The organism is Wolbachia endosymbiont (group B) of Aricia artaxerxes, assembly GCF_964026975.1.
In the GTDB taxonomy this organism is placed as follows: Bacteria; Pseudomonadota; Alphaproteobacteria; order Rickettsiales; family Anaplasmataceae; genus Wolbachia.
In genome coordinates, this window is sequence record NZ_OZ034718.1 from 844781 (window position 1) to 859674 (window position 14894).

14 protein-coding genes and 1 pseudogene are annotated in these 14894 nt (G+C 33.4%); 6 read left to right on the forward strand and 9 right to left on the reverse strand.

Annotation, left to right across the window (positions count from 1 at the left end):
* Positions 1–35: 35 nt before the first annotated feature.
* Positions 36–1295 carry an ankyrin repeat domain-containing protein gene (locus AAGE00_RS03780; protein WP_341815147.1) on the reverse strand — a complete coding sequence of 420 codons (1260 nt, stop codon included), beginning with the start codon at positions 1293–1295 and terminating at the stop codon, positions 36–38.
* A gap of 212 nt (positions 1296–1507) precedes the next feature.
* Here AAGE00_RS03780 and glpX point away from each other — a divergent pair, with 212 nt between their 5' ends.
* Positions 1508–2431, forward strand: coding sequence for a class II fructose-bisphosphatase (gene glpX / locus AAGE00_RS03785; protein ID WP_254230082.1), 924 nt, complete (start codon positions 1508–1510; stop codon positions 2429–2431).
* Between the two features lie 140 nt (positions 2432–2571).
* Positions 2572–4029, forward strand: coding sequence for a hypothetical protein (locus AAGE00_RS03790; RefSeq protein ID WP_264711296.1), 1458 nt, complete (start codon positions 2572–2574; stop codon positions 4027–4029).
* Positions 4030–4034: 5 nt separating this feature from the next.
* On the opposite strand, the gene ychF is transcribed toward AAGE00_RS03790, so the two are convergent.
* Entirely contained in the window at positions 4035–5129 is a 1095-nt protein-coding gene (gene ychF / locus AAGE00_RS03795) for a redox-regulated ATPase YchF (RefSeq protein WP_010406370.1), read from the reverse strand.
* A gap of 118 nt (positions 5130–5247) precedes the next feature.
* Between ychF and AAGE00_RS03800 the strand changes: the two genes are divergently transcribed.
* Positions 5248–6429, forward strand: coding sequence for a hypothetical protein (locus tag AAGE00_RS03800; protein ID WP_010406367.1), 1182 nt, complete (start codon positions 5248–5250; stop codon positions 6427–6429).
* Positions 6430–6824: 395 nt separating this feature from the next.
* On the opposite strand, the gene AAGE00_RS03805 is transcribed toward AAGE00_RS03800, so the two are convergent.
* The 5 genes and pseudogenes from AAGE00_RS03805 to odhB all read right to left on the reverse strand — a co-directional run bounded on the left by AAGE00_RS03805 (position 6825) and on the right by odhB (position 11088).
* Complete coding sequence (locus AAGE00_RS03805) at positions 6825–7601, reverse strand: enoyl-ACP reductase (RefSeq protein ID WP_007302843.1); 777 nt, start codon at positions 7599–7601, stop codon at positions 6825–6827.
* A 418-nt stretch (positions 7602–8019) separates the two neighbouring features.
* Positions 8020–8865, reverse strand: a complete 846-nt coding sequence (locus tag AAGE00_RS03810; RefSeq protein WP_007302842.1) for a hypothetical protein — start codon at positions 8863–8865, stop codon at positions 8020–8022.
* A gap of 107 nt (positions 8866–8972) precedes the next feature.
* Positions 8973–9391 (reverse strand): annotated as a pseudogene (gene tnpA, locus AAGE00_RS03815) (IS200/IS605 family transposase).
* Between the two features lie 294 nt (positions 9392–9685).
* Entirely contained in the window at positions 9686–9847 is a 162-nt protein-coding gene (locus tag AAGE00_RS03820) for a hypothetical protein (protein WP_007302841.1), read from the reverse strand.
* A gap of 68 nt (positions 9848–9915) precedes the next feature.
* Entirely contained in the window at positions 9916–11088 is a 1173-nt protein-coding gene (gene odhB, locus AAGE00_RS03825) for a 2-oxoglutarate dehydrogenase complex dihydrolipoyllysine-residue succinyltransferase (protein WP_007302840.1), read from the reverse strand.
* A 143-nt stretch (positions 11089–11231) separates the two neighbouring features.
* Between odhB and AAGE00_RS03830 the strand changes: the two genes are divergently transcribed.
* The 3 genes from AAGE00_RS03830 (at position 11232) to AAGE00_RS03840 (ending at position 14037) form a co-directional block, all read left to right on the forward strand.
* Positions 11232–12449 (forward strand): hypothetical protein, encoded by a 1218-nt coding sequence (locus AAGE00_RS03830; protein ID WP_007302839.1) that lies wholly within the window; start codon positions 11232–11234, stop codon positions 12447–12449.
* 276 nt (positions 12450–12725) lie between these two features.
* Entirely contained in the window at positions 12726–13421 is a 696-nt protein-coding gene (gene uppS, locus AAGE00_RS03835) for a polyprenyl diphosphate synthase (RefSeq protein ID WP_007302838.1), read from the forward strand.
* On the forward strand, positions 13411–14037 hold the full coding sequence (locus AAGE00_RS03840; RefSeq protein WP_007302837.1) for a phosphatidate cytidylyltransferase: 627 nt from the start codon (positions 13411–13413) through the stop codon (positions 14035–14037). Before uppS ends, AAGE00_RS03840 begins: the two co-directional genes overlap by 11 nt.
* A gap of 15 nt (positions 14038–14052) precedes the next feature.
* On the opposite strand, the gene AAGE00_RS03845 is transcribed toward AAGE00_RS03840, so the two are convergent.
* Both AAGE00_RS03845 and coaD read right to left on the reverse strand, forming a co-directional pair.
* Positions 14053–14262 (reverse strand): zinc-finger domain-containing protein, encoded by a 210-nt coding sequence (locus AAGE00_RS03845; RefSeq protein WP_007302836.1) that lies wholly within the window; start codon positions 14260–14262, stop codon positions 14053–14055.
* 71 nt (positions 14263–14333) lie between these two features.
* On the reverse strand, positions 14334–14840 hold the full coding sequence (gene coaD / locus AAGE00_RS03850; RefSeq protein WP_007302835.1) for a pantetheine-phosphate adenylyltransferase: 507 nt from the start codon (positions 14838–14840) through the stop codon (positions 14334–14336).
* Between the last annotated feature and the right edge of the window lie 54 nt (positions 14841–14894).

Here is a 14894-nt window from a genome sequence, read left to right on the forward strand (position 1 = left end):
CACCGTTCTAGGAGTTAGAGTCCCAGTTTCTCAACTTACAGCGTTTGCATGCTTGGGTTTATATGCTCAACCTTATTTTCTTCCATTGCTCTATAACTTGGCAGTGTAGAATTTTTTACATGTAATCCAGTTACTATTACAACTAAAATAGCTAGGACACTGCAAACTAATGCACCAGCTAAAGATGGAACCATCACAGCAGAAGCAACAAACAATCCTGCAATAACAACTCCAACAACATCACTCCTTAATGAGGCGTAAAAACTCTCCTTACTTTTTTTGTATTTAGTTTCTTTTTCATGTGGTGGAGAAAATTGAGCCTCTACAAAGCCGTTAGCTTTCTTATCATTATTTGGTGTGACAGTTGGGCCAGTCCTTGTTGATACAGGTGCTTCATTTTTGTTATTATTACCATTAGTACTAACAGGGAGCACTGTTGCTACAGGTCTATTACCAATATTTCCATTACTGCTGCAAGGTTTTGCTCTATTTTCTTTTACATTGGGTGTTTCTGGTGTAATAAAGTTTAAAAGTACCTGAGTAATTTCTTCTTGTGTATTATTTTGTGTATTATTCACAGCACACTCTAAAGCTGCTTGTCTGCTTTCAGCATTTACATAACCTAAAAATGCTTTAACTTCTTGAACATTGCCTTGAATAATAGCAAGACGCAGAGCGTTAAATTTTTCTTCTTCATTAAATTTACCACTATCCAAGAGTATCTTTATAACATCAGCTTGTTTATTTATTGCAGCTGTACCCAACACAGTTTTGGAAGCAGTATCTTTAAAATCGATTCCGATGTTTAAATTTGTGAGTAACTCAACAATCTTTAGGAATATAATGCGATCGTCGATAATACCAGGTCCTTCTGAACGGACAGCATAATAAAGCAAAGTCCAACCATCTTGGTTTGTTATTTTTATATCTATTTTCTCTTTTTCAAGCTCATTACAAAACTCCTCAGCAGTTATATTAGGGTTGCTAGCTACAATTTTCTTTATCTTGTTGTATGAAGTAGAAAATTGATCATCTTCATTTTTGTTGCTAAGTTCTGCTCTATCTTCTTCTAAATTAGGTGTATTTTGCTCTTCCTTTTCCTTGTTTTCATCAGCAGTTACTTGTTCTTGCTCAGGAAGCTTGAATCCGTTTTCAAGGAAAAATTCTCTAACATTTAGGTTGTCATTTTCATCTGCAAGTTTTAGAAGTAAGTCTCCTAATGAATTGTTCCCTTCGCATTTACTTTGCAAATCAATGTATTTAAATTTAGTCTTTCTTCTTAACCTATTTTGCAAGCTTTCAAGGGTGATTTTATTGTTGTACCTATTATCATTAATTAAAAACCTACCTGCATCTAGACACAATTCCTTGATTTCTTACTGACTGTACAATATAATTAAACCTACTATTACAATGCTCTATTATACCAACTTTATCAAAGTCAGTCAAGGAATCTTGCAGTATCAAATGGCATGATATATATTGATTTATAATTCTCGAGCAAATGATGGAAGATTTAGCTTATAAGTTAGTGAAAGTAACCGAAGCTGCAGCACTTGCTGCATATAAATTGGCAGGCCTTGGTAATGAAAAAAAGGCCGATCAGGTTGCAGTTGATGCAATGCGTACGGTGCTAAACTCAATGGAAATAAATGGTACAATTGTGATTGGGGAAGGGGAGAGGGACGAAGCACCGATGCTATATATCGGAGAAAAAGTTGGCACAGGAAGTGGCCCTGAGATTGACATCGCTGTTGATCCACTTGAGGGCACTACGATTTGCGCTCATTATAAACAAGGGGCAATGTCTGTTCTTGCTGCAACAAAAAAAGGTAATTTTTTACATGCACCTGATGTTTATATGGAAAAGATAGCAGTGGGAAAAAATCTCCCAGAGGGTGTAGTCTCACTAAAAAATAGGATTGAGAAGAATCTGGACAATTTAGCCAAGGCAAAAGGATGTAAAGCAAGTGATCTTATAGTAACTGTACTTAAACGTGAAAGACATGATGAATTAATATTGAAAATCAGGAGATTGGGAGTAAAAGTTAAACTAATAGATGATGGTGATGTTGCAGCCGTAGTTTCACTAATAAATGGCAACCACGATATGTATATCGGCATAGGAGGAGCACCAGAGGGAGTGCTTGCAGCTGCAGCACTAAGCTCAATCGGTGGACAGATGGAAGGAAGATTGATATTTGACACCGATCAGTTAAGAGAAAGAGCAAAAATTTTGAATATCACGGACCCAGAAAAAATCTACACCATAAAAGATATGGCAAAGGGTGAATCAGTGTTTATTGCAACTGGAGTAACAAATGGAGAACTTGTGGATGGAGTAAAACTTAATCGAGATATCTGCTTGACCCGTTCATTAATAATATTACCTGGTAAGGTAGTAAAAATACAAACGAAATCAATATCTTGAACATTTATTATATACTAATTATATAATTTTGTAGAAGCTACCTGTAGCTGTCTTGTAAAAAAATGAATTTACATATTAATTTTAGCTTTACAACATTTGGCATTAAGTTATAGTTAAATAGTAATACTAAGAGGTGCTTAATGTTTAGTTCACTAACTAATTTTTTTACTAATACGTCTAAAAAGAAAAGTTCTCAATCTGAAGAAAATAATCATTCTTTCTCTAACAGCACAGAAAGTTTATTAGTCCAATCTACTAAAAAAAATCCTCAACTTGATGATCAAAGTAGAACTGACGTGTCTCCTCAAACAAATCTTCAATTTAGTGAGGATGATGTAAAAAACGTGCTCCAAGACTTCGAAAAATTGGATTTTAAGAACAGTAATGAGTGTTTTAACGAAATAGCAGAAGATTATGAAAGGAGGAAAAAAAGTGACCTTTTTAACTACGTAATATTGAATAAGCGAAAATACATAACAGATATATTAGATCAGAGGCTTGCCCACAAAGATCAAGAAAATTTTAGGAAGAAATTTAGTGAATATCTTCTTAAAATAAATGAGAAAATGAATTATGGGAAAGAATTTCAAAATAAACTTCAATTTTTTGAAGATAGGGTAGAAGAAGTATTATCAGATTTTAGAAAATTGAATTTTGGCCTTAAGGATAATTTGTGTAAAGATGATAAGGATAACGTAAATTATAATAAAGGCTGGCCTGCAGATCCATTTGACAAAATAGCGAATTATTATCGATGGAATAAGAACATTTTCCTTTTTAATTATGTAGTATTAAGTAAGCAAAAAGAAATAATAAGTATATTGAATGAAAAGTCTATTCCTGAAGACAAGCGAAAGAATTTTAAAAAGAGGTTGGGTAGATATCTTCTTCGAGTTGAAGAAGGGATGAGTAACGGACAGGAATTTCTCAAAACTGATAGTGCAGTTGCCTTTTTTGATGGATGTTATGTGCCATGCGCATATGCAAAACGTTCTCTTAATCATTATGATCATCTTAGTATTAATATTTCTAAGCCTGGGTGTAGCTTAGAAATCAGCCGTCTTTTCACTGACAAAATTGAAGGGATGGAAAGAAATAAAAATGAGGTAAAGATAGTAGAAATATACAGTAACGATAAAAGAATAGCAACGGTTGAGAAGAATGATAATGGAAAAAGAAATTACCGCTTTGCAAAAGATGCAACATGCGATATGAAAATTAGGTGGAGTGCAGAAGATGAGAAAGGTAATTCTGTTAACTGCTTTATTAGTTTAAATGTAAATCCTAGTGAAATTGAGATTGGTCAGGCAACTATTAATGGTAAAGATGTTGAACTAGACGAAATTTTGAAATTAGCTGAGCAAAGCGAAGATGTGCTTATAGAAGGTAAAGCTTTACATGAATTTTTAGAAGGATATCTGGAGCAAGATGTACAATCACAGGAAGAGATAATAAAGAGATGTGATGAAACTCCTGGAACTAAACTTGATAATCTGGAGATAGGGCAGTTCTCTTTCTCTCCTTTATCTGAAGAGGAGATAGAGGAAGAAGAGAGAAGAGAATATAAAAATTCACGGGCTGCATCAGGAAGGTGCTAGACTAATTAGACATTAAATCTAAAGTGCATTATATCGCCATCTTGCACGATATAATCTCTGCCTTCGAAGCGAATTTTCCCTGCATCTTTGCAAGCTAATTCGCTTCCATATTTTATATAGTCTTCAAAGCTTATGGTTTCTGCTTTTATAAAGCCCTTTTCAAAATCAGTGTGAATTACACCTGCTGCTTTGTCAGCTGTTGATCCTATCTTTATTGGCCATGCACGTGCTTCTTTGGGGCCCACAGTAAAAAAAGTTATCATACTTAGCACTTCATACATAATACGTGCTACTCCATCAAGTCCTGATTCTTGTAAGCCAAATTCTGATAAAAAATTCTGTTTTTCCTCTTCACTATCAAGATTTGCAATATCTGCTTCAAGTTTCGCTGAAATACAATAAAATTTGCTTTTATTTTCTTCCGCCATTTTTTCCACCCTTTTAGATAGTTCATTACCAGTTATGATATTCGTATCTTCAACATTGCATACATACATAACAGGCTTTGTTGTTAGCAATTGAAGCAACTTCATCTCATCTTCATCGATATTCTCCAAGCTTCTTGCCGGTTTACCTAATTTTAAAGTAGCTAATACCTCTTGCATTAATTCAAGTTGTCTCTTTAGCTCTTTATCACCTTGCTTTGCTTTCTTTTCCAATTGAGGAAGCCTTTTTTCTATGCTATCAATATCAGCTAGAATTAACTCCATTTCCACTATTTCAGCATCTGATATTGGATCTATTTTACTGTTTACATGGCTGATATCGTCATCCGTAAAGCACCTGAGCAGATGAACAATGGCATCAACTTCTCTGATATGACTCAAAAATTTATTTCCTAGTCCTTCACCCTTGCTCGCACCCTTAACCAAGCCGGCAATATCGACAACTTCCAGTTGATTGTAGATTATTTTCCCTGAGTGAGCAATCGAGGCAATTTGTTTCAAACGCTGATCTCGTATTGGCACTTTGCCAACATTTGGCTCGATTGTGCAAAAAGGATAATTTGCAGCTTCAGCTGCACTTGACTCTGTAAGTGCATTAAATAAAGTTGATTTTCCTATATTTGGTAACCCAACTATACCACAGTTAAAGCTCATATTTGCTATTTAAAGCCTTAATTATTGCATAATTAAAAAATTTTTGCTATACCTAATTAGTTACTTATTAATAAGTTAGTTAATATAATAACATATAGCTTGAATTAAGGTAGAAATTATGGTTGGGCTTAGAAAACGGAAATTACCAAATGGTTTTGACAGTATTGAAAATGCTAAAGGACGCAAGACTTCAGAGAGTAATGTAGAAAAAGAACCTTCTAATAACCAAGTAGTTAAATATGATACTGCAGGTGATGGCAATTGCTTTTTTCATGCAGTGTTTGGTGATAACAGTTCTGGTACATATAAAGCTGAAAGAGCGCAAGATATGAGAATGGAATGGCACAAATTTTTAAGTCGATTTACGTCTTTAGATGATCCAAGTATGCCAGCTCCTTTAAAGGATCAGCTAGAAAAGGTTTTTAATATGTTTTTTAATAAGCCAGGGGATTTAACTGGCAAGTCTGATAAAATAAAGGGTCTGGTTAAGCAAACAAATAGGAAAATTGAAAATGCTGAAGGTAATGTGAAGAGGTTAGTAAGTAGAGCTGTTAGCAAATTTAATATATCGCATAATCAAGCTGTGCTTAATCTAAGTGAATATGCAGAGGCTCTTGATGGCATTGGTGAGAGTGACTATAATGCCGAATATAACAGTGATTTTATTACACGCTCATTTCTTGACAAACCTGAACTCTATCAATCCTATCTAGAAGCAATAGAAAGTAAAAGTTATTTTCCTTTTATTGAAGAAATTCAATTATTAGCTTCTTTAGCCAACATTGAAATTAATGTCCATTGTAAAGTTAGCGGCAGAGAGAAACAACAAAAGTTTGAACCAAATCCTGAAATGATAAACAATGATCAACTAAATCAGATGTTTAATCGTGAGAGTTATAAATTAAATGACGAGTTATGGGGTAGTAAAGAGAGAGAAACAATATATCTTGAAGGAAATCATTACTCTAGGGCTAAAATTGTAACTCAAGAGTTAATAAAACAGCAGCAGGAGCAAGAAGACTTTCTATTAGCAAAACAACTTCAGATAGATGAAATTTTGGAATATTGTGATCTTTCAAAGGATATCTCTGAGAGAGTAGAGATTGAGAGGGAGTTTGATGAGTTATTGGCAAAAAATGCTGATGGAAAAATTGGTGATGTTATAGGGCAGTGCATTAATGATGTACAGCAACGTATAAAATGCCTTGAGGAGCCAGTCTTATCAAGAAGGTGCAGTGTGGAAGAAGCACGTGTAGAAAAAACATTTTATCAACAACAAGTACCACAACCTGTAAGATAAGTCTTCATAGTCTATATACTTCTATAGGGGGGCATTCTATAATAAAAGCCATGCTCATTTTTAACCACTGCTTAATAAGAATAAAGTCTTAGCAAAACAAACACAAGAACAATAGGATTTCTTGCTTGCAAAGCAACTCCAAGATCGGGAGGAAAAAGACTTTTTCCTTGCAAGGCAACTTCAAGAGCAACCCTCACGCACAATCCCTTAACCCAAATGGAGGAAGTAAAAATAGAAGATCAGCAGCAACAAATACTTATAAAATAATAACTCTATGGTTAATGTGCGAGATTTAATTAAAAAATGTTGTCATTCGAGTAGCTGACACTGGGCTCCAATGTCAATTACTCGGATAACAAAAAAACACAGGCTTCACATGCATCTGCAGTACTGTATTAGTCTACTATCTTCATTCCCACAACATTATACCCTGAATCAACATGTAAAATTTCTCCAGTTGTACCACTACTCAGGTCGCTTAATAAGTATAGTGCTGCCTTGCCAACATCTTCTATTGTAACATTGCGTCTAAGTGGAGAATTAATTCTATTCCATTCCGATATGGAGTGAAAGTCACTTATTCCAGAAGATGCCAAAGTTCTGATTGGACCAGCAGAAATTGCATTTACTCTGATGTTCTTTGGCCCAAGATCACATGCTATATATTTTACACTTGCTTCAAGTGCTGCTTTACATAAACCCATCACATTATAATTTGGCATAACTTTTTCAGCACCATAGTAAGATAAAGTAAGTAAACTACCACCATTTAACATCATTTTTTCGGCGCTTTTTGCTAAAGCAGTAAAAGAATAGCACGATATATGCATTGCATTGAGAAAGTTGTTTAGTGAAGTATCGACGTATTTACCATTGAGCTCATTTTTATCAGAATATGCTATTGCATGTACCAAAAAATCAATAGCACCCCACTTTTCCTCTATTTCTTTAAAAGCACTATGTATGATTTCCTCATTTGAAACATCACAATGTAGTGTTAGCTCCACATTTAATTCATTCGCTATTGGTAATAATTTCTCTTTTATTACTTCATTTTGATAAGTGATTGCAAGCTCAGCTCCGTGCTCTGAGAGAGTCTTTGCTATACCATATGCTATTGACCTCTTATTTATTATTCCGGTTATTAACCCTTTTTTACCCTGCAATATCATAGAAATTATTTGCCTTTTTTATAATTTGAAATATTAACTAGGCAAAGTCAATTATGTTTTAACTGTAGCTAACGTATAAAAATTACTTCCGCATATTTCCAACCTCATTATAATTACAATTAGAGATATTTTAAGAGCTCAAAATCTATCTTTAGTCTGCAGACTTTTTAATCAAATTTATTAAAAAATATATTCTTCAGTGTATATCTGTCGTATATGCACTGCATTTTTTTCTAACTTTTTTTACACAGGAGGATTTTATGTCCAGAATTCCAGATACTTGACCTTTACTTTAAAACCAACTGGCGCCTATGGTTTTTATAAAAAGATTACAGGAAATAAAAATACTCTAGAGAACATGAAATAAGGATACTGAAATATAAGCTGCCTATATTTGCAAGCAGCTCATAAAGTCTTCTTATTTACTTACTCCTTGAGCAGAAGAAAGTTGTTTTGATATAGTCACACTTTCCATACTTGTTGAAGGATTCTGTGAAACTTTTACTATTTCAGAACCTTCTTTACGTAAGTAGGATAGTGCATCATACAAGGACTTCGCTTCGTATTGTTTTCCTACTTTTACTTCTTTATGTGCAGCTATTTGCTCCCAAGTGATATCATTGCTTTCAATAAGCTTGATAGAACCGTCATCACTAATATTAATTTTCATTTTACATTCTTTTTCTTCATCGTACCAATTCAAAGTCATGTTATATGAGCCATTAGCTACTTCATAAATTCTTACTCCATGCTCATCAACTCGTCCACGCATTCCTCTTTTTTCATCTCCAGGTAGCAACAATGTAACCGCCGTTATCCTATTGCTTTCAAAAAAATCATTAGTTAAAATATTACTAATGTTTATTTTTCCTTTATTATCATTCAGCACAGTTCTTGCAGTCAACATAGTTCTAATTGGACTTCTCACTCTAAGCTGTACAGATTCTACATCACTGTTTTCTATGTGTTGAGCAATTTCTTGCTTAGTTTCATCAATAATCTTGCCTTTTAGATATTTACCGTGATTTTCATTTTCTGAATTATAAGGAGAGCTATCAGCAAGAATTCGCCTTTTTGACTCTTCATCATCACAATCTAAATATTCAATTTTGCGGTCATGCTTGGTACCTAAAAATGGATGATCATCTGCTCTCACCCTATTATTCGGAGGAAAATTGAAAGTCCTATTCGGTTTATCACTCGATACTGATTCAGATATACCTTGAACAGCTTCAAAACTTTTTTTAAAAGAATTAGTTAACATTATATACCCCCTTATTCTATAAATAGTCTTATCTTAGAATGTTTTTAACATATGTCAATTCAACCACTATGGATTAAAATCCAAAGATTGAGAGAGAGCATAGAATGCTAACTTTCGACTTGAAAGTCACCAAATTTATCTTCTTTTTTAGAGTGATTTTCAATATAATTTTTTATCATTTCGTCAGTTACATTTCCGCTAGTCCTGACAAACTAGCCTACTGCCCACAACCCAATATCTCTTTTTTAGCTCTGGAAAGTTTTGCTGGATTTTTCTGGAACTTTTTCCTTTTATTAACTGCACTAACTTACTAATACTTAAGTATGGGGGTACAGAAACGTATACGTGTACATGACTTGACGCAACTCTACCTCTGATAATTTCTACTTGATTATTTGCACATACTTCTTGTACAACTTCTTTAGCTTTCTGTCCAATATCTCCAACTAGTACTGGATATCGATATTTTGTTATCCACACTATGTGATATATATATAGAGTGGCTGCTTTTTCTATAATATTCCACATTCTTTCAGATTTTTCACCTTAAAATTATATTCTTAAAAGGATGGACTTCAAGTCCAGGGTTTTTCTCCCAAATTTGGGACAATAAAAATTTGATATATTTGACATAAAAGCGTTTTAAATAATAAGAGCAAAATGGACAAATCTATTTCGTGAGTAACCAAAAACCGTTTTGTATTCATTCAGATAAGGAAAAATAGCAGATAGTGTCATGCAAGTAGCTGACACCCTTTTGGTGGACCACACACACAACTTTACAAACATTGCAATATGGCACATAGTAAATGATGTTATTCTATAACGCAAGACCTATACTCACCCAACCTAATGCATTACTTGCAATTTGGATCCCAGTGTCAGCTACTTGGATAACACCAAATGGGCTACTCGCATTTTTTAGGCCTAAATCACAATGCTCGTACTGACCATTTTTCGTATAAGTTACCTTTATAAACAAATGTTTGTACAGCTGTAACACCCACCTTAAAAACTTCAGAAAAACTTACTTGTCTTTTTTTAATCTGTTTAAATTTCCAAAACCAATCTATTTGGATCTTCTATGTAATTTTTGATTTTAACAAGGAAAGTAACTGCTCCTTTGCCATCAACTATTCTGTGGTCGTAAGAGAGGGAAATGTACATCATAGGTCTGATTTCAATTGAGCTACTCACAGCAACTGGCCTATTTTGTATTGAGTGCATGCCAAGTATTCCAGATTGCGGAGGGTTTATTATCGGAGTAGAAAGAAGTGAACCATATACACCACCGTTTGAGATAGTAAATGTTGCACCTTCCATTTCCGATACTTGCAGCTTACCTTCTCGTGCTTTTTTGCCAAGAGCAACTAAAGTTAGTTCAATTTCAGCAAATGACATTTGATCAGCATCACGAATAACTGGTACAACAAGACCTTTATCAGTGCCAACAGCAACACCTATGTCATAGTAATTTTTATATACAATTTCATCACCTGAAATCTCAGCGTTAATCTCACGAATTTCTTTTAGTGCTTGCACTGCTGCCTTTATAAAAAACGACATGAAACCCAGTTTTATTCCATATTTCTTTTCAAAAGTTTCTTTATACTTTGCCCTCAGATCCATGACGTTTTTCATGTCAATTTCATTGAACGTGGTCAGTATTGCAGCAGTATTTTGCGATGCTTTCAAACGAGCAGCTATTACTTGCCTTATTTTGCTCATTTTCACTCGCTCTTCTCTTCTCTCTCCACTTACTACACTTTTTGGCGATTCATATTGTTTTACCGAAGGTTGTTCAGCTTTACTCATATGGTCTATCACATCCGCTTTAGTTATTCTACCTCCCATGCCAGTTCCTTTTACATTTTCTGCACTAATTGCATTTTCTTCCATAATTTTACGAGCTGAAGGGGCATCTTTTTTATCAGGGCCTTCGCCTTTATCTTCTTTTTTCACTTCTTCTTCTACTTCTCCTGCAGCAAGTTTTGCCAGTAATTGATCAGGGCTAATTATATCATCTTCTTTCACAAAAAATTCAGTTATTTGTCCTGAAGCTTCTGCAGTTAGTTCTAGCGCCGTTTTATCAGTTTCAATTTCAAAGATCAAGTCATCTACTTTTACTGCTTCGCCGATATTTTTCTTTATTTTTACTATACCTTCCGTAACTGATTCACCACCAAGAGTTTTTGGCGCTCTGATTTCTATAATTTTGCTCATAAAATAACTTCTATATAAAACTTTCTATAAATTTATACATGAAAAGAAACATAAATAAACTAATAAATTCATTAGGCCTTATGCTTGATTCTTTCCTCCTAATACATGCAAAATTAAAATACTAAGTAAATTGAAATAAGATTATGGATTTTGATAAGGCAGGCAATGCAGAAGACTTATATAACGAAAAACTTCAACTGATATGTAAGACTTATAACAGAGAATTACTATCAAATCAAAGAGTTGTTGATGGCATCAATTCAATGGATTACAGTAAGCTTAAAATCTTATGCAAGTATCATAATAAGTTTAGTCACAAAGGTATTGAAGAATTATTATTAGATGAGAGCATTGTTAATCACATCAACGATTATGATGATGAAATGTTTAGGTCCATGCTAAATAATGCACCTGCGGAGCACAATATTCTAGAAATACTAAAAGGTGGAAAGATTTGCAATATCAACAATGAATTCGAAAGTAGTGATAGTGAGGAGAATGGAGAAAATTATGGATATTATGATTACGAGGAAGATGAAAAAAATGATCCGAATAACTTCGCTAAAGAAGCACTAGGAAATAAAGGAATTAATGAAAAACATGTTGATGATGTTCAGTTTTGCAACGATGCAGATGTGGGAATACCACCAAAAAATCAAAATGATATTAGGAATATCCGTCTTATTCAATGGATGATAGTTGAGAGTGATGGTAAGCTTAGTGAGCAAAATGTTACAGAATTACTAAAAGATCAGAGTTCTATTGATCGAATTAACTCTATTGGTGATAAAAAGCTTCAACTTATACTCAAGAGTAATAAGTTTAGTGGTGAAAATATTATGGAGTTATTAGGAAATCAAAAAGTTGTTGAATACCTCTGTTTTATTGATTATGAAAAATTTGAACTCATTCATAATAGCGATAAGTTTAATAGTAGCAATTATACTAGTAGCAGTTACAAGATTATAAGGTTGCTAGAAAATCAACAAGTTGTTGAGCACATCAATTTTATTGATTATGAAAAACTTAAATTCATACTTTGTAATGATAAGTTTCTCTTTAGCGATATTGTAAGACTACTAAAAAATCAGGAGGTTGTTGAGAATATCATTTCTTTTAACATTAAAAAATTTCGACTCATATTTTATCGTGATAATCTTAACTACGTAGATACAATAGAATTACTAGGAAATCAGAAAGTTGTTAATGGAATCGGTTTTACTCCTTTTGAAGAGTTAAAATCCATGTGTAGTCATTCTAGTCTTAGCGATATTATAAAACTACTAGAAGATAAAAATGGGCCTAGTAATGTCTTAAGTGGGACACGGAAAGAAAAAATGCAAGTCAGTTACATATCATGACATAGCTTAAAAAGTGTTTATATCCAAGGTTTTGCTTTATAAATTTAAGAGGGTGTTAAATAAACCATACGCATCAAATTAAGAAAACACGCTCAATTTAGACCATTTTTGCCATATTTCTTAGTAAAATCACTGGCAGCTGACACCGAGGTTGAGAAAATTTTTGTAATATAGACTATCAATGATTTTTCAGTAATAATATAGTTTTAGGTGGATATAGTGAACGTTTCATACAGAGATATAGACATTAAGCTAATTAGAACAGGTTGAATTCAAATGTTGAATCTAGAATCTCTGCCAAAACATCTAGCAATTATTATGGATGGTAATGGTAGGTGGGCAAACAATCAAGGAAGGGTAAAAATTGATGGCTATAGAAAAGGCAGTGAGGTTGCATTTGATATTGCTAAGCATTGCACAGTCCTGGCCATACCTTACTTAACTTTGTATGCATTTTCCATGGAAAATTGGCTCAGATCTGAAAACGAAACAGACTACCTATTTAATTTATTTTACTACACTTTAACTAATGAAGATAAAATGAAATTCATTTACAATTGTAACATTAAGTTAAATTTTATTGGCAATTTAAGTCTATTGCCCAGTAAAATATTCGATCAAATCAAAAAAGCAGAAGAAGTGACACATAAGAACGATGGTCTATTACTCACTGTTGCAGTTAGTTATGGAGCAAAGCAGGAAATTATACATGCTATCAACAACGTCATAAAAGGAAATATTGATTGCGTATTGGAAGAGGAATTTGAAAAATTTCTGTATACTAAAGATTTGCCAAAATTGGATTTATTAATTCGCACTGGTGGCGAAAAAAGGTTAAGCAATTTTTTATTATGGCAAGCAGCTTATGCTGAATTGTATTTTTGTGATACTTTGTGGCCCGATTTTTCTTGTCAAGATTTGACCAAAGCACTAGAAGATTATACGAAAAGAGAAAAAAAATATGGTAGATAATAACTTTATGGTTAGAATATTGTCCTCAATAGTAATATTACTCATATTTTCTTTTGCTACATATTTCAGTGATTTATCATTTTATCTACTAATTTTTTCAATTGCAGTTTTATCTTCTTTTGAATGGTATAATCTAACTCAGGGCAATAGAATCTTATACATTTTCGCATTACTATTAATCGCACTACCAAATGCCTCGCTAATATGCCTATATAATCTACCACAGGGAAAATATGCATTAGTATGGCTTATCTTAACTATTTGGAGCATCGATATTGCTGCCTATTTTTTCGGCAAAAATTTTGGTAAAACTAGAATTTGTCCAATCATTAGCCCTGGGAAAACTTGGTTAGGACTTTTTGGTGCAGTCTTAGCTGGAATAGTGTGTACAATTTTTGGCTCAATATTTTTGAGTTTATTTCCAATTTTTTATTCTCCAATAATTGGTTTGATAGTTGCTATTCTAGCCCAACTTGGAGATTTCACTGAGTCACTCATCAAAAGAGTTTACAATGTTAAAGATAGTGGAGGTATTATACCAGGCCATGGAGGAGTACTCGACCGTATGGATAGTTTCATTTTTACTGCCCCTCTCATTGCTATTTACATAAGCTAAAAAAATGAAGTACTATTAACCTTTGGTTCTTTCCTTCTTGCTTATTACTTTCACCTCAACAGATTGAAATTCTTCGGCACTCACTATTTCATCCATTGACTTATTACAATAAGGACAATACATTTCTCCTTCTTTGTGTAAGTATACTATTGGATGACCAGAACCATCATCATTTTCATCACCACGGCAGCAAACTATTACATTATTATCCCTCACTTTTAACATGTCTCTCCTTTAGCTTACAATATTTTACACATCTAACATACTCGTTTGGAAATAAAAAAGACAACAAATACTTATTCTCCATTTTCTACCCTATTTAGATTAATCAATTCACTTTGGACACTTTTTGACACAAAGTTGCTAACATCTCCTCCTAATCTCGCTATTTCCTTTACAAAACTTGATGAGATAAATTGAGTATCCTCAGATGCAGGAAGAAATATAGTTTCGATTTCAGGAAAGAGCTTATAATTTACCCAACTCATTTGAAACTCGTAATCAAAATCCGATACTGCTCTCAGTCCTCTAATAATAACAGAAGCATTTTGCTCTTTGGCAAACTTCACTAGCAACCCATTAAAGGATATAATATCTGCATCAATTCCTGCTCCTTTCACTTCATTTTTAGCCATGCTTGTGCGCAGTCTTATGTCAAAATTAGTATGTTTATTAACATTCTCTGCAACACCAATTATCAACTTATCGACTAGCTTACATGCTCTTTTTATTATGTCAAGGTGCCCAAAAGTTATGGGGTCAAATGTACCAGGATAAATTCCTATTTTGTTACTAATGTTCATTCTTTGTTTCTATACTTCAAAAACTTTTGATGGACATGATAACGTTTTTTATCT